Origin of the sequence: Acetonema longum DSM 6540 (assembly GCF_000219125.1) — a bacterium.
GTDB lineage: Bacteria > Bacillota > Negativicutes > Sporomusales > Acetonemataceae > Acetonema > Acetonema longum.
The window spans coordinates 21,796-40,178 of the sequence record NZ_AFGF01000240.1; the positions used below are offsets into that span (position 1 = coordinate 21,796).

Here is an 18,383-nt window from a genome sequence, read left to right on the forward strand (position 1 = left end):
CCATGAATATTGTTTTAAATCCTCAATTCGCCATGTTAAAAGATTTTGTTTACAGCCTGCCCGACACCTTCGCCGCGTCAGGAGAAGTAATCTACAAGGCCAGAAATGAGATACGGATTTTTACCGTTCAGGGTTTTGAGGTCAATGTAAAGAAATTTAAAACGCCCCATATTCTCAACCGGATTGTCTATACTTTTTTCCGGCTGACCAAAGCCAGACGGTCCTATGAAAATGCGCTGCAGTTGTTGGAAAAGGGAATTGAAACTCCGGCGCCCATTGCCTATATTGAGATGAAGGCCGGCAAACTGTTTTCCGAAGGATATTTCATCAGCCTGCAATGTCCGTATCCTTATAACTTTCGCAAATTTGAGGGGGAGAAGCTCTCAGACTCAGGCAATGAGGCTGTTCTCGCCGCCTTTGCCCGGTTCACGGCCCGTCTGCATGAAAGCCAGGTGCTGCATCTGGACTATTCACCGGGAAATATTCTGTTTGACGTCAATAGCAAAGAGGCCCGCTTCACACTGCTGGATATTAACCGGATGAATTTCTGTCCGGTGGATCAGGCAACAGGCTGCCGCAATTTTGAACGGCTCTGGGGCTCGGATGAAATGTTTCTCTATATGGCGGACATCTATGCCCGGGAAAGAGGGTTTGACCCCGGCGAATGCCGGCAAAAGATCCTCCGCGCTCATCTGGACTGCATGACCTATTTCGATAACAAAAAAATCATCAAACAGAATCTCAAAGAAAAAAACTACAAAGCCTGCTTTCCTCTCTGGTACGCAAATTTAAAATATCTTTATTTTTGCGGAAGATAACAAAAATAAAAAAGCATTGGGAAACCCGTCAGTCGGGCTCTCAATGCTTTTTTTCCGCCCCCTACTGGGCGGGAGTGATGCTGATCCGGGCTGTCATATTCCAGCGCAGCCGGTCGTCCCATCGATCGGGAGCAATCGTTACCGTATAGGTACTGTCGTCGTGTTTTTTTTCGTCGTCAGGGCGGATGAACTTGACCCGGGCCGGAATCTCAAGCCCCGGAATTGCGTCAAAGGTCAGATTTGCCCGATCGCCTACCCCGATCTTGGCAATGGACAGTTCGGTCAGGTCGTCACTGCGCACTTCCCATTCGGAAGGATCGGCAATTTGGGCCAAGACAGCAGTCTGAGCAACCCGTTCGCCCGCTTTCACGTCCAGATAGGCCACGATACCGGCCATAGCGGCCTGCAATTCGATCTTGTCGGTCTTGTCCTTCAGTTTTTCATCCGTGGCTTCTTGCCGTATCAGCCTGATGAGAGGCTGTCCTTTTTTCACTTTTGCGCCTTCTGTTACCAAAACCTCGCCGATGATGCCGTCCACCGGCATGATGATTTGGGCATAGCGGACCGGGAAGACAATGCCTTCGGCCAGCACCTGCCGATCGGCTTGCACCGGCGGCGAAACGTCATCAGGCTCCTGTCTCATAACCCACAATTGCCAGACCCCTGTCGCCGTAAGAAGCAGAATCATCAGGAACAGCAGCCAGCGCTCTTTTAAGCTAATCCCGGCCTGTCCAGTTGCCATAGTTGCCTCAACTCCTTACTCGTAGCAGTCCTCCTGGGCCGGATGGAATACAGTATAATGTTTCTCAAAAAAATTACCCAACAATACTATACCATGTCCACTCCGGTTTGACTATAATGTTCCGACAAAAATCGGACAACCGCAGCAAAAATCTACCATCCATAAAGCCCTCCGCTGTCGCTGCATTGCAACGACGGCAGAGGGCTTTATGGACCGGGCCTGCCCGTTATAAAATTTTGGCCAGAAACTGCCGGGTGCGTTCCTGCCGGGGACTGGTGAAGAAGTCCCCGGCAGCGGCGGCCTCAACAATACGGCCGTCATCCATGAAAATGACCCGGTCAGCTACTTCCCGGGCAAAACCCATTTCATGGGTAACCACGAGCATGGTCATGCCTTCCTGGGCCAAGGACTGCATCACATCCAGCACTTCCTTGATCAATTCCGGGTCAAGGGCTGATGTGGGTTCGTCAAACAGCATGACTTTCGGGCGCATAGCCAGGGACCGGGCAATGGCCACCCGCTGCTGCTGCCCGCCGGATAACTGGGACGGATAAAAGTCGGCCTTGTCAGGCAGGCCTACCTTGGCCAGCAGCATCCCCGCCGCGGCTTCGGCCTCGGCCCTGGTCCGTTTTTGCACATGGATTGGCCCCATAGTCACGTTTTCCAGTACCGTTTTATGATGGAACAGATTGAACTGTTGAAACACCATGCCGGTATATTGTCTGATCTGATACAGATTTTCCCTGGCGGCGTGAACCGAAACACCGTCCACCGTGATCGTGCCGGCCTGGATTTGCTCCAGACCGTTAATGCTCCGCAGCAGGGTACTCTTGCCTGAGCCGCTGGGGCCGATGATGACCACCACTTCACCTTTGTCTACCGTCAGAGAAACATCTTTCAACACCTGATGACTGCCGTAATTTTTGGATACCTGCCTGATCTCAATCACTTTTGGCCAGCCTCCTCTCCAGCTTTCTTACCGCCATAGACAGGATAAAGGACAGCACGAAATAGAATACCGCGATGACCAGCCATACTTCAAACGCCCGGAAGGTTGTGGTCACGATATTTTTGGCTACATAGGTCAAATCCGTTACCGCAATCACCGAAACCAGGGATGAATCCTTGATCAGGGTGATAAACTGCCCGGCCAGCGGCGGCAGAATGCGGCGGATGGCCTGAGGCAGTACCACCAGAAGCATGGCCTGGGTTTCAGTCATGCCGATGGACAGGGCAGCTTCCCTCTGGCCTTTGTGAATGGACTGGATGCCGGCCCGGATGATTTCGGTGATATAGGCGCCGGCAAAAATCGAAAGGGCGGCGACGGAAGCCACTAGTGGCGACAGGTCAAAGAACATCCCTAAGCCGAAGTAAATAAACAAAATCTGAATCAAGAGCGGCGTGTTGCGAATCCATTCCACATAGGCGTTGGCAATGGCTTTGGCGGCAAAATTCCCGGAGATTCTGGCCAAAGCGCCGAGTACGCCGATGACGGTGCCGCAGATGATCGACAGGGCGGATATCTGAACCGTCATGGCCAATCCGTCCAGAATAGCCGGCATATACTCGATGATTACCTTAAATTCCAGCTGATGCATAGTTTATCTCCCATACATAAATAAATGCAGGGGGTATACCATAACGTTACCCCCTATTAAATGGCTATCTTATTTTTTCTGAGGAACCGAGTCCCACCAGGGCATATCTACAAACCAGTATTGATAGGACTTCTTGTATTCTTCGCTCTCTTTGTATTGCTTGAGGAATTTATTCAGCCAGTCTACCAGCTCAGGTTTGCCCTTGGTAACCGCGATGCCGAGATTTTCCGTGGTGAACGGTTCCAGAATCGGATAGGTCGTATCGGCATGCAGGCGATGATAAATCGCCACCCAGGGGGTTTCATGCACCACTGCAGCGGCCTTGCCATTGATCAGCTCCAGGCCGGCCAGAGCCGAACCTTCAAACTTCTTCACCGTGGCCTGCTTAAACATGGACGAGGCGGTCTGGTCGGCAGTGGTGCCCATCGATACCGCAATCACATTGCCAGGTTTATCCAGATCCTGCCAGGTCTTGATATTCCGGTACTGCTTGTTGATCAGCAGCGCCTGACCGGAAACAAAGTAAGGATCGGTAAAGTCCACTACCTCTTTCCGCTTGTCATTAATGGTCATGCCGGCAATGACAATGTCAATTTTATTGGCCTGGATGGCCGGTACCAAACCAGCGAAGGCATAGTTCTGAAATTCAACCTCCACGCCCAGTTCCTTGGCGATGGCTTTGGCCACATCAATATCATAGCCCACCAGTGCGCCCTGCTTGTCAGCCATTTCGAAGGGATAATAGCCGCTGGCGGTACCGACGACAATTTTGCCTTTCTTTTTTATATCCGCAACCGCGCTTTTGGAATCGCCGGAACCGCAGCCGGCGAACAACAGGGCGAGAATGATCATAGTCACAGCTAAAGCGGCTATTTTAGTTACGTTTTTTAACACGAATATCCCTCCCGTGATCTCTATGCTCCCTATACTACTACAATCCGCATAATTATGCAATAATAAATAATATAAATACAGATCGTCAGTCAACCCCGGGAGCTTCTTTTAGACCAAACGGGAATCGGCAGAACGCCGCTGCCCACACTGACGCCCAGCAGGACCAGCGTCAATGCGGTGAAATGCTGCCAGTTCAGCTGCTCTCCCAGGAAAAAGGCGGAGGCTATAATGCCAACGATAGGAGAAGCATTCTGAAACAGGGATGCGGTGGAAGCCCCCACCTTTTGGATGGCCGTATTCCAGAGCAGCGCGCCGACCGCGGTGCTCACGAAGCTGGAAAACAGCAATACCGCTATCGACCGGAATTCAAAGCTGCCGGGATAATGCCAGACCGGATTGCTGGCCAGCCCCAGCAATAACAGACCGGCCGCCGCCATGGCATGACTATAGGCGGTTATGATCAGCGGGGAAACCGATTCGATGGCTTTTTTCACAAAAAAAGAGCCGATGACAAAGCTAATGGTGGCCAGGAACATGATCCAGTCGCCGGCGGCATTGGCTTCACCCGCCCCATTGCCGGATACAATGAGCATCAGGCCGCCGAAGCCCAGCAATATTCCCAGTCCTTTTGCCGCAGTAAAGGGCTCTTTCAGGAAAAAATTTGCTAAGACAGCGGTAAAGATAGGATTCGATCCCAGAATAATCACAGCGTGGGTAGCACTGGTGGCTTTGATGCCGACGGTAAGGGCGATTTGATGCAGAAAAATGCAAAAAACAGCGACTCCCGCTATCGGGAGCCATGCCTTACGGGGAATTTGGGGACGGCCATACTGATAAAAAAACCAGGACAGCAAGAAAGCGCTGGCAAGGCAAAGCCGGATGGGCGCCAAAGCCAGCGGCGGGAAAAATTGCGTAAGATATTTAATGGAAACCGAGTTGACGCCCCAGAGGACGGCAACCATTATTAAGAGCATAAAGGCGTCATAATTACCTGCCGTTTTTTTCAACAGAAGCCACTCCAAATCTGATTACAGTTATAGTCATCGCCGCGCGGCCGGCGCTATTCGCGGTCTATAAGACCGGATTTATTTCCCCATAGCTGTCATCCATGGAAAAAGCAGCGCCGGGTTTTGCTACGGCAGTATTGTATCATATAATGTTTGCCATGACTACCACCCTTTATCAAGCTCATACAATAGCAGATCTGTAGAAAGCAGGGCATTAACCAGCTGGAAGAACCTGCGAAAGACGAGAAAAGCCTCTGATGTGCACGGCAACGATGACGTGCAATCAGAGGCTTTATCGCGCTATACGCACCCAAAGCCGGCTTCTTGATTATTCACTGCAGGTCGCAGCAATTTCCGTTTCGACGCCGCCGATATCGACAGCAGGCGCCCCGCTCCGGTAACACACTTGCCGGTTATTGATCAGCGCAACTGCGGGAGCTTGCGTAATGCCCAGCCGTTCGGCGATCTTGGTGGATTTATACATATCGACGACTACGACCTTGAGCTTTTCATGATATTTGTCTTTTAATCGCTCCACGTCACCCATTAAGGTGCGGCAAAGGGGATCAACGGGATTCCAGCAGTATACCAGCGTAAGCTTGTTGTCCCCCATGATCTGCTGTTCAAAGTAAGCCGTTTCTGCCAGATAACGTTCCGCCGTCACGCCGGCTATCGCTCCGTCCCCTACGGCGGTGGCAACCTGGCGCAGGACTTTGTCCCGAACGTCACCGGCGGCAAAGACGCCGGGAATGTTCGTTTCCATATGCTCATTCGTGGGAAGGTAGCCGCGTGAATTCATGTTCAGCTGGCCTTGATACAGGTCGGTATCCGGCAGGTAGCCGATAAATAAGAAACAGCCATCCACGTCAACCGGTATCAGCTCGTTGGTCTTGATGTTTTTTAATACAACCTGGGTTAATCTCTCTTCCCCTTTAAACTCATGGACCATGGTATTCCAGATGAATTCCAGCCTATCATTGGCAAAAGCATGTTCTTTCGCCACTTCATTGGCGTCAAGGATTCCTTCGTCATGGATAACGGATACTTTTACCCGTTTAGCGAATTTGGTCAGAAACATGGCTTCTTCAATGGCAGCATCACCGCTGCCGATCACCAGCACCGTCTTGTCGGTGTAAAAGGCGGCGTCGCAAGTGGCGCAAAAAGAGATGCCTTTATCATATAGGAAGGCGGCCTCCCCTGTTGCCCCGGTCAGGCGCGGCTTGCCGCCGGCAGCGACGATTACGGCTTTTGCGGCATAGTCAGTACGAAATGTGCTAACCACTTTTTCCGCATCATCCAGTTTTACCGCCTTAATGGCGGTCAGCTTGATATCCACGCCGAACCGTTTGGCTTGCTTTTCAAACCGTTTCATCAGTTCCGTGCCGGCAATCGGTTCAGGGAAACCCGGATAATTTTCAATTTCACTGGTATAGGTTGCGAGGCCTCCCGGCAATGCTTTTTCGAACAATATAGTTTTCAGGCGGGCCCGGCCGCAGTATATGGCCGCTGTCAGGCCGGCCGCCCCGCCGCCGATAATGGCGACATCATAATATTCACGTTGTTTCGTCATATTCCACCTACATTAAGTATTTGACGACCAGTTTACTGCCAAAATAGGCGCCGACGAAGATAAAAATGCCAAATACCCATCCATGCAGCGACATGGAAGCAATACCACTGAAATAAGCGCCCACATTGCAGCCGAACGACAAACGCGCGCCATAGCCCATTAACAGGCCGCCTATAAGGGCCGCGATCACCTGGCGGCCTGATTTGATTTTTTTAATCTTGAATTGGGAAGCGGCTGCCGCCGACAAAAACGCGCCCACGATCAAACCGATATTAATGATCGAGCCGCCATGATTGAGCAGTCCTCCTTTCAGCGCTTGCATCATGGCCGGCTGCAGGGTGAAAAAGGACCAAGTTTCAGAATGGCCGCCAAAAAGTTGATAGATCCAGGCGCCCCAAAAAACAAAAGCGGTTGTGACGCCCCAGGGTGAAGCCATATAAATAAAGATAACAATATTGAGCAACCCAAGCAATGCGCCGCCCAGCCAATAGGGCCATGCATCTTTTATTACGGCCTTTTTTAGGGTTTCCAGTTCCTGAACTGCTTTTGCTGTCATTGAACTACCTCCCCCTTAGTCAATTTTTTCGATATAGATATCCCAAACCCCGTCCTCTACTTCTTCCACTTCCACATTCTGGCCCTGCTTACGGGCCCACTCCGGAATATTCTTCAAGGCGCAGCTATGATCAATATTAACGACCAATACGTCACCGCGCTGAAGCTCAGGCCACTTTTTCTGTACTTTTAACAACGGAATGGGGCAGGCTTCCCCCAAAGCGTCAATCGTAAATTCAGCCATATATTTTTCCTCCTTGTCCTTTAGTCTATATTACGGTATTCATACCATGTGGCAACAACATACAGCAGAGCGAGAACCGCCAATTGGCCCCAGAATCCCCCGGCCCAGCCGAGAACTTCCGGTATGTAGATCTTGGGCGCGGCGCGGAAAAAATTCTCCGTCCACCAGCCAAAGTGAATGGCTCCCAGTACGGAGCCTAAAATGAAAGTGGTGATGGAGATCCACTGCATGGCAAAACCCTCGCCCATGCGCATCAGTGTGCCTGAGGCGCAGCCGCCGGAAATAACCATGCCGATACCGAATAGAATAGCGCCGATAACAGTATGCAGCCCTACCGGCGAAACGTTGCCAGTGACAGGACCGCCTTTTAGCAGGGTGGTGAATTGCAGGGCGGCAAAGCCCACCATCGCTACGGCAAAAGCAATAAGAGTCGCCCGGGTCAAAGTCGTACTGCCGGTTAGAATGGGATCCCGCAAGGATGCGGTGAAGCAAAAACGGGATTTTTGCAAAATCACTCCCAAGGCGATGCCAAGAAACCAGATAATACTAAGCAATGTCTTGACCTGGGCCAGATATACGCCCATCGCGATGATGACAACTAAAGCTGCGGCTGTGTAGCCAATTTGACTTTTCTTTTTGACAGGGGTCTGTGTTCGCCGCTTAATGATCACCGTTGTTTCTGACACGTAATTCCCTCCTTTTTTATAGCACGCATCTTCGTGCGTGTTCGTGAAGTTTTTCACCTTTGTCCTGTCTCCATTGTAGATTGTTGTGAAAAGTATGTAAAATCGCATTTCTTTATGTTACTATAAGCTTAGCTTATTCACGAGGTGAGGCAATGAACATCAATCTCTTGAAGGTGTTTATCAGCGTGGCGGATACCGGTTCCTTTTCACAGGCGGCCAAGCTTCTCTATGTTTCCCAGCCCGCGCTCAGTCAAAGTATTAAACAACTGGAAACTCATTTTACCGTTGACCTCATCAAGCGAACCTCCCATAGCTTTGCGCTGACTGAGGCAGGCCGGCTTCTGTATAAACACGCGGTCAATGTAGTGGCGCTGACGGAAATGATGGAAAATGATATGAAGGAATTGAGAACTGCCTGTGACGACAAGCTGCTGGTCGGCGCTACAAGCGTTATCGGAGGCTACGCGGTTCCCTGCAGCATTTTCATTTTTAAACGGAAATTCCCCGATGCCGCCATTAAATTGATTTTAGGCAATCGGCGCCAGATTTTGGACCAATTGCAAAACGACAGCATTGACATTGCTGTCGTTGAAGGTGAAAAGCCGGATGATCAGTTTATGTCCAGTGAAATTCATACGGAAGAAATGGTCGTTGTTGCACCAGCAGACGAAACATGGAAAACCCATGCTCCATTAGACAGGAATAAATTGCTGACAGTGCCGTTGATTATGCGTGAGGAAGGTTCGGCAACGAAATGGGCGGTAGAACAAGCGTTTTACCAGGCAGGTATTTCTCTGCAAAACCTGAATATCGTCATGGAATTAAACAGTGTCGATTCCATAAAAGCCGCCGTGGAGGCGGGTCATGGGATTTCCATCCTGCCAAGGGTGGCAGTAAAAAAAGAGCTTTTTACCAAAGCCCTTTTCCCGCTGCATATTGAAGGTCTTTCTTTCGTTCAGCCGATTCATCTGGTTTATAAACGTAAAAAGCAGCGAATTATTGCTGCCGAGTTTATCAGGCTAATGAAGTCTTCGGCCAATGGCTTCTGTTAAACAGGTTTATGTATGATAATTTTCCAGATTCCATGATCCAGTTCTTCGACTTCCATTACCATCCTCTTGCGGGACATATCCTCTTTAAGCGTAGTCACCGTGCAGCTATGATCGGTGACCAGAACGATACGGTCTCCCGGATTGATTTGCTTCAACGCCGCCTGCACCTTTAAATTGGGAATGGGGCAAATATCGCCAAGAACGTCAATAAAGCATTCAGCCATAGAATCCCGCCTCCTGATCGTATTGCAACAGTCTTTCTGCGCTTTAAAGCAACCAATCCGCACTCCGGTCAATAAACCCACATATGATTTATTGTATATAACATGCCAACGTTCTGTCAACGATGGTGCAAGGGCTCATCTGGCTGCGTGTATGATACGGGAACATACCGCACACCCATGCTTCGAAAATGCAGCGGGGACCCGCCGGCCATCAGCCGTACGGGCCCCCGCTTTATTATTTTTTGGTTACCAGCGGTATGATACAGGCAGCGCAGAACAGCACCAGCGATGATTGGACATATAAATCATTGTTTCTCACACCGCCGTAGTAAGCCAGGGGAAAGGTCAGCCAAAACAGCCAAAAGGCGGCGTTCATTAAGGGCGTCCGGTATTTTTTACCCCAGGGGACAGGCTTGGCGCCGCCGGCCGGATTCACGGTCATATCCGTCTTCCTCCTTTTCTGTTTCCTGCCTAGGGTAGATTTCTAAACAGTACATAGACAAACAGCCAGGCATTGATGCCGACTAACAGAGAGATAATCACGCAATAGGGAATGGTGCGGTGCATGACCTCGTTCTCCCGGCCGTCAAGGCCCACTGTCGCGCTACCGATGAGCACCTTGGAGGGAGCAATTGAGCAGCCTACCGCGCCTCCAACCGACTGGACGGCGGCCATGACCACCGTGCTGACCCCCAACACTCTGGCTGTCTCAACCTGCAGCGTGCCGAACATGACGTTGGAGTTGGTATTGCTGCCGGTCAGAAAAGCTCCCAGCACGCCGATAAACGGCGAGACGACCGGGAACAAAACGCCGGTGGCTTTGGCCATGCCCCAGGCCAGCAAATTGGTCATGCCGGTATCATTCATGATCAGCGCCATCATCACCATGGTGATAATGCCGATGCTGGTGGGTATGCACTGGGAAAAGGTACTTTTCACGGCTGCAGACACCGCGCCGGTCTTCCATTTCCCGGCAAGCCGGAATATCAGATAGCCGGCGAATGCCGCCACCAGCAGCAGCGGCGCCGGGTGAGACAGAATGTTGATGCGGGAATAGAGTTTTTCAGCCTTTACGGCATAACCAAATGCCGTTTGCGCAGCGGGGTAATCCAGTCCCCAGGTATACGGCGCAAACAGCTTCGCTATATCTTTCACCTGTGACAAAACCGATAACAGGATCAGGATATAGTATGGGGAAAAGGCAAGGTGGAAGCCCATTGATTGGGCCCCGCGCTGGCGGGCCAGCTGCTCAACCGTCAGTTCACTGCGATAAAACCGGGTTCTGGCCATAGCGGCAATCGTGCTGCAGCCTAACACCGCCGGTATCAGGGTAGCCAGTTGGGCGGCGCCGATGATATTCATAAACCAGCAGGTAAACGCCATCACGGCGGTGGCGGCGATAATCGCCGGCGCGCCGCGTTTGGCAGCCGCCATGCCGCCATAAATATGGGCAACCGCAAAACCGGTGGCCAGCATCGGCACCGTAAACAGCACCGCCATCCAGGGCCCGATGATTTCGCCCGGAATCTTGGTAACCAGTTGAATGGTATAATAGGACGACCCCATGGAGCCGAAGGAAATGGACCAGGAATGGCCAACCAGGCAGGCTGCGGCCGCTACGGCCGGGGGAAATCCCATGACCACCATGATCGGGGCCACCACTGCCACCGGTACGCCGAAACCGGCGATCCCCTGCATGAACGAGGCAAAACACCAGGACATCAGCAGGCACTGCAGCAATTTGTCTTCCGTAACCCGGGTCATGGTATCGCCGATCACTTTCACCGCACCGATCTTTTCCACCAGATTGTAGAGAAAGACGGCGCCCCAGATGATTAACAGCACATACAGTGCCAAACTCAAACCTTTGCTATTGGCAATGGCAAGCAAACGAGTATCTGCGCCAAAAAAGAATATACCGATTACAACTGCTGTGAACCAGGATGTCGCTCCTGATTTGGGTGCACCCCAGTTGAGTAATAGGATGGTCGACAGTAGCACTAAAATGGGCAGGAAAGCTAAGAGCCAACTGGCAAAGGTCAACACAACACCTTTATCCATAGATTGGTCTCCCCCCATATAACTTTGTCTGATTCCAGCCGCCTCACAAGAGGAGGCCCCTGGTCCCTTTTGTTCACGGCTAAAGGAACCAGGAGCTGCAACAATGAAGCGAAATGAATGTAAAGGGTTATCTTACCGGCGGCAGCGGTACTTCCATGCCGATAAACTGAGCTCTGGCATTGATCCAGGCCTGCAATTTGGCGATATGCTCCGGTTTGAGATGGCTGAAGCGGCCCTGGGTCTGCACGTATTCTTCCACCGGTTTGAGCTGCTTGGGTTTAATGTTAAAGGTTTTTACGCCATTTTCCATTTCGTAAATAAACCACATGCCGGTCTCCACTGCCAGTTTGCCGAGTTCCACGGTCTTGTCAGCCGGGAAGGTCCAGCCTTTGGGGCAAGGGCACTGGACGTGCAGGAAAGCCGGTCCTTCATAGGCAAGACCTTTGCGGACCTTGTTCATTAAATCAACCGGATAGGCAACGGAGGCCGTTGCTCCATACTTCACCTCAGGATGTCCGCCGCCGCAGAACAGGGCCATGGGGTCTTTCGGGAAGAACTTCTTGGCTTCCGGTACTTCAGGACCGGATGGGGTGAACATGGTAGTGGCGCCATAGGGCGTCATAGGCGAAACCTGAATGCCTGTGTTCGCATAAGACTCATTATCGTACATAACAAACAGAACGTCATGGCCGCGGTACATCATCGCCGAGGCGGCCTGCAGGCCGATATCGATGGAGCCGCCGTCGCCGGCCATACAGATGATGTTGGGATATTCGTCCTGGATCTTCCCTTTCTTGATCATCATTTTAAAGGCTTCGGCAATGCCGGAGGCTACGGCTCCGCCGTTGGTAATCTGGGCATGAGTCCAGGGAACGGCCCAGGGGCCGCAGGCATAGCTGGTATTGGCCACATACATACAGCCGGTTGGCCCGATGAAAATCGTATTCTTGCCGGAGGCCTTGGCGATAAGCCGGTAGGCCAGGGCCGGTCCGCAACCCGCACAGGTCCGGTGGCCGGGGAGATAATATTCTTTCTCCGGCGCCTGGGCGATGGACTTGATCATTTCAGGAACTGCCATCATTGTTTCCCCCTTCTTTATTTCTTGGACTGAGCCGCCTGCTCGTGAGCGGCTTTCATTTCGGCTGCACCCTTGTTATAGTCGTTAAAGTTCACCCAGGTGGCGTCTTGAATGATCTTGCCGGCATTCAGGGTCATCTGCATCATTTCGGCCATTTTGAAGAATTCTTCATGGGTAATGGTCTCGCCGCCCAAACCGGAGGTGAAGCCCTGAATCAGCGGTTTTTGGGCCAGCTCGGATACCGAGGCCCTGGTCTCAACCAGCAGCACACCGCCGCCGCCGGCTGCGCCGTAGGAGGTATTGGTATCAATAACCCCTACGACCTTGAATTTCGGCAGAATCTGTTTGAGCGCCGTATCCGGGAACGGGCGGAACCAGCGCAGGCGGCACAAGCCAACCTTATAACCGGCTTCGCGCAGATATTTAATCGCGCTGCGGCAGGTGACGGCATGGGCGCCTTGCAGCAGGAACACCATATCAGCATCGTCGGTCATGTATTCTTCCACAAACGGCGCGTATTTACGGCCGAATACCCTGCCAAATTCCTCGGTTACCTGCATGATTTTTTCTTTGACTTTATCCATGACCACATTGCGGTCCCACTCCAGGGGCGGTCCCATCTCAGGTTCAATCTGAGGACCCATGATGACCGGATTGTTTACGTCCAGGCGGAACTGGGGTTTAAACGGCGGCAGGAATTGATCGACCTGGGCCTGGTCCGGCATTTCATATTCCTGGGAGATATGGGTGACAAAGTAACCGTCCATGGCCACAATCTGCGGCAGCATGATGTCCGGGTCTTCCCCGATGCAGAAGTATATCAGGCTGTTGTCCAGGCTCTCCTGGGCATCCTGGGCCCAGCCGTAAATCCAGCCGTTGTCCCGCAGGGTCAGGCAGTCGGTATGCTCGGAGCCGAAGTCGCCGGGAGGGTCCAGGGTACGGTCCCCCACCAGGGCCTGAATCGGACACCGACCGCCGGCAATCGGGGAATAGGTTTCAAAAGCATAGGTTACACCCACACCGGAAGAACCGGTAGTAGCGCGGGCCCCGGCCATAGAAGCGCCATGAGCTATACTGAACTGGGCATGCTCGCCTTCCCCGTGAACCATTTCACATTTCATCTGGCCATTGGCGATCCGTTTGGCGACTTCAGCCATAACGGCGGTATAGGGCCTAATCGGATAGGAGGCAGTGACATCAATATCGGCAAGCTGCCAAGCGTCGGCAACTGCGGTCAAACCTGTACCTCTTTTCTTGATCGGCATCTTCTTCACTCCCTATTCATCAAAATCCAGTTCCGGCACTCTGCTGATAGCCCCAACCGGGCAAACATTGCTGCACAAGCCGCAGCCCTTACAGAATCTCAGGTTGAAATCTACGCCTTCCTCCTTCGAATAACTGACGCAGGCATCAGGGCAGAACATCCAGCAAGTCCGGCATTTGGTGCACTGTTCTTTGTCCACTACCGGACGGAGGTACCGCCAGTTGCCCGTAACCATGCCTTCGTTCGCAACCGTCGGCGAAGGTACAATAGCCGCGAACGGAACTTGTTTATAATTTTTTGACATGTGGACACCTCCCGATAAAATTTCAGAACCAGCAGTATTAATTTATTGCAAAACTCATCTGCGGCCTAGAATCTGGGGCCGTTCAAAAAGGTCCAGATGCTAGGTCAGAGAACCGCTTGCGTTTCCGTACTAGTAAAGAATTCAGGCGACTTTTCAGTTTATGCAAGATTATCCACTATCGCCATTCTTGCGAAAAGTCGCGAATTCTGATACAGCGCGACGAGAACGCGCGCGAAATCTGTACGTTCGCAGGGTACGGTGAGCGCGCTAATTAGTTGAAGTGACGCAGATGGGCCTTTTTCAACGGCCCCCTACAGCGGCAGTACGGTAACCGTGTCATACCCCTGTTTCACCGCTGTTTTATTTTCGGCGATGCTGACCAGCGAATCCAGCTTCACACAGCCCGTGGCTTTGGCTACCGCGCCGGCAATAGCTGCGCCGACGCCGGCGCCGATCTTGGTATCGTCCCCCGCTCCTTCGGTGCCGTCAAAGGTAAGCATGACCCCCGCGCCCAGCACATTGGCGTTAATACAGGCCACGGCCTTCACGTTTTTCAGATTTTCTTTCGGCAAAATCCACTTGAGCAGAGTCTCAGGCTTGCGGGCGGTGTTAATGACCACTACGCACCCTGGTTTAGCGCCTTTCAGAATATCATTGCCCTTAACCAGTGTTTCTTCCGCCAGCACCACCACATCAGGACGATAATTCTCATACTCGTAAAAGGTCTCGATGGGTTCCGGACTGATACGGGCATAACTCTTCACCGGAACGCCGATCCGGTCGGGCAGATCCACATAGTTGTCGAAGGATTGGACATGTTTCCCTTCGGTTTTACCTGCCTTCGCCAATAAAGTAGCGGTATCGCGGGCTTCCTTGGCGAGGGTGACGCCCCTGGTCCAAACGGTGACTTCCAGCATTTTAGAGTCGATAGCGACTGCCAGTGTCATTTTTTCTCCTCCCTTTTCCTTTTACTGTTACATCCAGTCAGTCCTGTGTTGCCGTACCACCTCCTGTGCCAGAATCGTAAAGACAGCCTGTTATTTCTTTGACGGCATCGGCAAAATCCGTAAACTGCAGAGCCAGGCTGCTGTCATCCTGCCGGTCTCCCCCGGCTATGTGCCGTTTGATTGCCGTCATGGTGGCATGCTTGCAAATGGCTTCAATATCAGATCCTACCAGACCTACGGTGGCGCCGGCCAGCAGCGCAAAGTCAACGTCGCTTGCCAGGGGTATGCCTTCGGTATGGATAGTAAAAATTTCTCGCCGTTCCTCCCTAGCCGGTTTCGGCAGTTCCAGGCGATAGTCGAAACGCCCGGCCCGCAGCAGCGCCGGGTCCAGCATATCAGGCCTATTGGTGGCACCGATCACGATTACATTCGAGGTATCCAGTAAATTATCCAGCTCAATCAGGAGCTGACTAACCAGCCGCCCGCCGCCCCTTGCGTCATCACCGCAGCGTACCGGCGCCAGCGCATCAATTTCATCAAAAAACAGGATGCAGGGAGCCACTTGTTTCGCCCGTTTAAAGATCTGTCGCAGGCCTTTTTCAGCTTCACCCAGCCAGCGGGAGTAAAGAACCGAGGCGTCCACCGAGATAAAATGAGCGCCGGTTGATCCGGCAAGAGCCCGGACAATCAGGGTCTTCCCTGTACCCGGCGGGCCGGTGAGCAGAACGCCCTTAGGAATGCGCTGGCGGGTACGCCGGAAAAGTTCCGGATAGGATAATGGCAGTTCAATAATGGCCCGGAGCTTCTCCTTGATGCTTTCCAGACCTCCTACATGCAGCCACTGGGTAGTCGGCCGGTCGGCGAAAAACTCGCGGGTAGCGGTAGGCTCCACCTCCCGGAAGGCCTGCAGGAAATCCTCGTAGGTGATCTTCAGCTGCGCCAGGATTTCCGGCGGCAGGCCCTCTTGGGTAAGGTCAATTCGCGGCAAGATGCGGCGAATTGCATTCATTCCCGCTTCCTTGCATAAAATGGCCAGATCCGCCCCGACGAAGCCGTGGGTCATCTGGGCAATCCGTGCCAAATCCACCGATGCCGCCAGGCGCATAGTCCGGGTATGAATCTTCAGGATGGTGAGCCGGCCCTCCCTATCAGGCGGATTGATCGACAGCTCCCGGTCAAAGCGGCCGGGCCGCCTTAGAGCCGGATCGACCATATCCGGAACATTGGTGGCGCCGATAACGATGACATTGCCCCGGTTTTTCAGCCCATCCATGAGTGCCAGCAGCTGCGCCACGATGCGTTTTTCCACGTCGCCGATGACCTCGGTGCGCTTGGGAGCAATGGCGTCGATCTCGTCGATAAACAGAATGGACGGGGCACGCCGCTGGGCGGTTTCGAACAATTCCCGCAGCCGGGCTTCACTTTCACCGTAAAATTTATTGACGATTTCCGGACCGTTCACATGGAGAAAGGTGGCCCGGCTCTCATGGGCTACCGCCCTGGCCATCAATGTCTTGCCGGTGCCGGGCGGGCCATAGAGCAGCACTCCTTTTGGCGCATCCACACCGAGCTGCCGGAATACTTCCGGATATTTCAGCGGCAATTCCACCATTTCCCGTACCCGCTCCAGCTCTTTATCCAGGCCGCCCACGTCCTCATACGAAGCGGAATAGCTCATGTCTTCCTGAGCATCAGGCTTGGTTACCGTAATTTTAGTCGCCGCGTTGATCACTACCGCTCCCTGCGGCGCGGTGCCAATGGCGGTGAAATGCTGCGCTCTGGCGCCGGCCAGTGTAACCTTCAGTCTGTCGCCTATGGTAACCGGCAGGCCATTCAGCATTCGTTCCAAATGCTCGATATCCTGGGCGTCGCTGAAATCAATCGTAGTGTCCAGCGGACTCAGGACCAAAGTGTTACAAGGATTGTACCCTGTCTTGCGGATGGTCACCCGTTCATCGATGCCCACACCGGCATTTTGCCGGATCATGGCTTCCATCTGGGCCAGGTTCTGATTCTTAAACTGGCTGTAACAGGGGACGACTTTGGCGACGGTCATTTTTTCTCCCCGGATTTCGACAATATCGCCGATGATCACATTCAGGGAAGCCATATCGTCGTTGTCCAGTCTTACATATCCCCGGCCCACATCCTCAGGCATGGCGTCAGCCACTTTGAAGGACTGATCCTTTTCCTTGTCCGGCATGGCGATTCTCCTTTAGGGGAATGTTTTATCTAGCTTCATTATAGGAAACAAGTTCTTAAATTACCATGATTTACTAAATAAGGTTACTAATGCAACTATTGCAAATGAAATAGCCATGTACAAAATAAAAAATACCTGGCAGGGCCTTGATTGCTTATTATTTACTTTTTGGACTTGCAGCCGGCGTCAAGCGGGCGAAAAAGCGTAATCGACGCAAAACGCCCGCAGAAACCTGTTGCTCTTGTTAAAGAGAGACAGGTTTCTGCGGGCATCATGAACCCATGATATTATGATGATAAAGAAAATCGCTTTCAAGACGGGGCAGACATTAATCATAAAGACGTTTTTGAGTTTCAGTCCGGCGTTAAAATCGAACTTAAAGCAATGAACGGCCGCCTGTTCATTAAGACCCGGCCCACCGGTGAGCGGCAGGCGATAACTGTTGCCTGCTAGTCCTGACTGACCTGGAACTTCTGCAGCGGCCGTCCAACCGGGCCATAGGACATCGTGCCTTTAAGGCTGCCGTCCTCCACTAAATAATTTAAATACCTTTGTACCGTGACCCGGGAAATACCCAGGGCAGTGGCTATTTCTTTGGCGGTAAAATAGCCGGTCCGGGTGCGGAGCACCGTCACAATATGGTCCAGTGTCTTCTGCTGCATGCCTTTCGGCAGGGACTGGTTATTGCGACTGGCGGCCTGATTTTTCAGGGCGTCAATATCGCTTTGGGAAATGGTGCGCTCACCGATACGCAGCTTGTAGTAATAGCGGCGGTAGTTTTCCAGCGCTTTTTTAAAGCGGGTGAAGGTAAACGGCTTAATGATGTAATCCGCCGCCCCGTATTGGATACCCTGCTGCACCGAATCGTTGTCGTGGGCCGCAGTCACCAGGATCACGTCGGTATTCCATCCCTGCCGGCGAATATGTTTCAATACTTCCAGACCGTTGATTCCCGGCATGTAAATATCCAGGATAGCCAGATGAGGCTGACGGGCAGCCATAAGATTCAGCGCCTCCTGGGCATTCTGGGCACATCCCACCAGGAGAAAGTCCTTGATCCGGCTCAGGTATTGACGGTGTAATTCGAGTACCATCGGGTCGTCTTCGAGAATAAGGACTTTAATCATATTGTCCAT

20 protein-coding genes are annotated in these 18,383 nt (G+C 52.3%); 2 read left to right on the forward strand and 18 right to left on the reverse strand.

Translation table 11 applies throughout. The features are described from left to right. The first annotated feature begins 2 nt into the window (after positions 1-2). Positions 3-818 carry a lipopolysaccharide kinase InaA family protein gene (locus ALO_RS18250; protein ID WP_004099087.1) on the forward strand — a complete coding sequence of 272 codons (816 nt, stop codon included), beginning with the start codon at positions 3-5 and terminating at the stop codon, positions 816-818. A 61-nt stretch (positions 819-879) separates the two neighbouring features. Here the strand turns inward: ALO_RS18250 and ALO_RS18255 are convergent, their stop codons facing one another. The 9 genes from ALO_RS18255 to ALO_RS18295 all read right to left on the reverse strand — a co-directional run bounded on the left by ALO_RS18255 (position 880) and on the right by ALO_RS18295 (position 8,114). Then, complete coding sequence (locus ALO_RS18255; protein ID WP_004099088.1) at positions 880-1,560, reverse strand: efflux RND transporter periplasmic adaptor subunit; 681 nt, start codon at positions 1,558-1,560, stop codon at positions 880-882. Positions 1,561-1,786: 226 nt separating this feature from the next. After that, on the reverse strand, positions 1,787-2,509 hold the full coding sequence (locus ALO_RS18260) for an amino acid ABC transporter ATP-binding protein (protein ID WP_004099090.1): 723 nt from the start codon (positions 2,507-2,509) through the stop codon (positions 1,787-1,789). After that, positions 2,502-3,158, reverse strand: a complete 657-nt coding sequence (locus tag ALO_RS18265; RefSeq protein ID WP_004099093.1) for an amino acid ABC transporter permease — start codon at positions 3,156-3,158, stop codon at positions 2,502-2,504. Before ALO_RS18265 ends, ALO_RS18260 begins: the two co-directional genes overlap by 8 nt. Before the next feature lie 69 nt (positions 3,159-3,227). Then, complete coding sequence (locus tag ALO_RS18270) at positions 3,228-4,052, reverse strand: transporter substrate-binding domain-containing protein (protein WP_004099096.1); 825 nt, start codon at positions 4,050-4,052, stop codon at positions 3,228-3,230. Positions 4,053-4,141: 89 nt separating this feature from the next. After that, a complete protein-coding gene (locus tag ALO_RS18275) occupies positions 4,142-5,059 on the reverse strand; it encodes a DMT family transporter (protein ID WP_004099097.1) in 918 nt (305 codons plus the stop codon). Positions 5,060-5,387: 328 nt separating this feature from the next. Beyond that, on the reverse strand, positions 5,388-6,629 hold the full coding sequence (locus ALO_RS18280) for an FAD-dependent oxidoreductase (RefSeq protein WP_004099098.1): 1,242 nt from the start codon (positions 6,627-6,629) through the stop codon (positions 5,388-5,390). A gap of 7 nt (positions 6,630-6,636) precedes the next feature. Beyond that, on the reverse strand, positions 6,637-7,185 hold the full coding sequence (locus ALO_RS18285; RefSeq protein ID WP_004099099.1) for a YeeE/YedE thiosulfate transporter family protein: 549 nt from the start codon (positions 7,183-7,185) through the stop codon (positions 6,637-6,639). A gap of 15 nt (positions 7,186-7,200) precedes the next feature. Then, the gene (locus ALO_RS18290; protein WP_004099100.1) at positions 7,201-7,428 is read right to left on the reverse strand and encodes a sulfurtransferase TusA family protein; all 228 of its coding nucleotides are present in this window, start codon (positions 7,426-7,428) and stop codon (positions 7,201-7,203) included. Positions 7,429-7,448: 20 nt separating this feature from the next. Next, positions 7,449-8,114 (reverse strand): YeeE/YedE thiosulfate transporter family protein, encoded by a 666-nt coding sequence (locus ALO_RS18295; RefSeq protein WP_004099101.1) that lies wholly within the window; start codon positions 8,112-8,114, stop codon positions 7,449-7,451. 152 nt (positions 8,115-8,266) lie between these two features. On the opposite strand from ALO_RS18295, the gene ALO_RS18300 reads away from it, so the two are divergent. After that, positions 8,267-9,166, forward strand: coding sequence for a LysR family transcriptional regulator (locus ALO_RS18300; RefSeq protein WP_004099102.1), 900 nt, complete (start codon positions 8,267-8,269; stop codon positions 9,164-9,166). Here the strand turns inward: ALO_RS18300 and ALO_RS18305 are convergent. The 9 genes from ALO_RS18305 to ALO_RS18345 form a co-directional block, all read right to left on the reverse strand. Continuing rightward, positions 9,163-9,390 (reverse strand): sulfurtransferase TusA family protein, encoded by a 228-nt coding sequence (locus ALO_RS18305; protein WP_004099103.1) that lies wholly within the window; start codon positions 9,388-9,390, stop codon positions 9,163-9,165. The two genes, ALO_RS18300 and ALO_RS18305, sit on opposite strands and share 4 nt — an antisense overlap. Positions 9,391-9,625: 235 nt before the next feature. After that, positions 9,626-9,832, reverse strand: coding sequence for a hypothetical protein (locus tag ALO_RS18310; protein WP_004099104.1), 207 nt, complete (start codon positions 9,830-9,832; stop codon positions 9,626-9,628). A 29-nt stretch (positions 9,833-9,861) separates the two neighbouring features. Next, positions 9,862-11,451, reverse strand: coding sequence for an L-lactate permease (locus ALO_RS18315; RefSeq protein WP_004099105.1), 1,590 nt, complete (start codon positions 11,449-11,451; stop codon positions 9,862-9,864). A 127-nt stretch (positions 11,452-11,578) separates the two neighbouring features. Continuing rightward, entirely contained in the window at positions 11,579-12,529 is a 951-nt protein-coding gene (locus ALO_RS18320; protein ID WP_004099106.1) for an oxalate oxidoreductase subunit beta, read from the reverse strand. A 17-nt stretch (positions 12,530-12,546) separates the two neighbouring features. Next, complete coding sequence (locus ALO_RS18325; protein ID WP_004099107.1) at positions 12,547-13,794, reverse strand: oxalate oxidoreductase subunit alpha; 1,248 nt, start codon at positions 13,792-13,794, stop codon at positions 12,547-12,549. A 12-nt stretch (positions 13,795-13,806) separates the two neighbouring features. After that, complete coding sequence (locus tag ALO_RS18330) at positions 13,807-14,097, reverse strand: 4Fe-4S binding protein (protein WP_004099109.1); 291 nt, start codon at positions 14,095-14,097, stop codon at positions 13,807-13,809. 311 nt (positions 14,098-14,408) lie between these two features. Then, positions 14,409-15,044, reverse strand: a complete 636-nt coding sequence (locus tag ALO_RS18335) for an oxalate oxidoreductase subunit delta (protein ID WP_004099112.1) — start codon at positions 15,042-15,044, stop codon at positions 14,409-14,411. Positions 15,045-15,081: 37 nt separating this feature from the next. Further along, positions 15,082-17,247 (reverse strand): CDC48 family AAA ATPase, encoded by a 2,166-nt coding sequence (locus ALO_RS18340; RefSeq protein WP_004099114.1) that lies wholly within the window; start codon positions 17,245-17,247, stop codon positions 15,082-15,084. Positions 17,248-17,696: 449 nt separating this feature from the next. Further along, a complete protein-coding gene (locus tag ALO_RS18345) occupies positions 17,697-18,383 on the reverse strand; it encodes a response regulator (protein ID WP_004099116.1) in 687 nt (228 codons plus the stop codon).

Excerpts from the sequence above, each read along its gene's own strand:
- ALO_RS18250 (WP_004099087.1), top strand. The coding sequence starts at position 3 with ATGAATATTGTTTTAAATCCTCAATTCGCCATGTTAAAAGATTTTGTT.
- ALO_RS18255 (WP_004099088.1), bottom strand. The coding sequence starts at position 1,560 with ATGGCAACTGGACAGGCCGGGATTAGCTTAAAAGAGCGCTGGCTGCTG.
- ALO_RS18265 (WP_004099093.1), bottom strand. The coding sequence starts at position 3,158 with ATGCATCAGCTGGAATTTAAGGTAATCATCGAGTATATGCCGGCTATT.
- ALO_RS18280 (WP_004099098.1), bottom strand. The coding sequence starts at position 6,629 with ATGACGAAACAACGTGAATATTATGATGTCGCCATTATCGGCGGCGGG.
- ALO_RS18285 (WP_004099099.1), bottom strand. The coding sequence starts at position 7,185 with ATGACAGCAAAAGCAGTTCAGGAACTGGAAACCCTAAAAAAGGCCGTA.
- ALO_RS18290 (WP_004099100.1), bottom strand. The coding sequence starts at position 7,428 with ATGGCTGAATTTACGATTGACGCTTTGGGGGAAGCCTGCCCCATTCCG.
- ALO_RS18300 (WP_004099102.1), top strand. The coding sequence starts at position 8,267 with ATGAACATCAATCTCTTGAAGGTGTTTATCAGCGTGGCGGATACCGGT.
- ALO_RS18305 (WP_004099103.1), bottom strand. The coding sequence starts at position 9,390 with ATGGCTGAATGCTTTATTGACGTTCTTGGCGATATTTGCCCCATTCCC.
- ALO_RS18310 (WP_004099104.1), bottom strand. The coding sequence starts at position 9,832 with ATGACCGTGAATCCGGCCGGCGGCGCCAAGCCTGTCCCCTGGGGTAAA.
- ALO_RS18315 (WP_004099105.1), bottom strand. The coding sequence starts at position 11,451 with ATGGATAAAGGTGTTGTGTTGACCTTTGCCAGTTGGCTCTTAGCTTTC.
- ALO_RS18320 (WP_004099106.1), bottom strand. The coding sequence starts at position 12,529 with ATGGCAGTTCCTGAAATGATCAAGTCCATCGCCCAGGCGCCGGAGAAA.
- ALO_RS18325 (WP_004099107.1), bottom strand. The coding sequence starts at position 13,794 with ATGCCGATCAAGAAAAGAGGTACAGGTTTGACCGCAGTTGCCGACGCT.
- ALO_RS18330 (WP_004099109.1), bottom strand. The coding sequence starts at position 14,097 with ATGTCAAAAAATTATAAACAAGTTCCGTTCGCGGCTATTGTACCTTCG.
- ALO_RS18335 (WP_004099112.1), bottom strand. The coding sequence starts at position 15,044 with ATGACACTGGCAGTCGCTATCGACTCTAAAATGCTGGAAGTCACCGTT.
- ALO_RS18340 (WP_004099114.1), bottom strand. The coding sequence starts at position 17,247 with ATGCCGGACAAGGAAAAGGATCAGTCCTTCAAAGTGGCTGACGCCATG.
- ALO_RS18345 (WP_004099116.1), bottom strand. The coding sequence starts at position 18,383 with ATGGACAATATGATTAAAGTCCTTATTCTCGAAGACGACCCGATGGTA.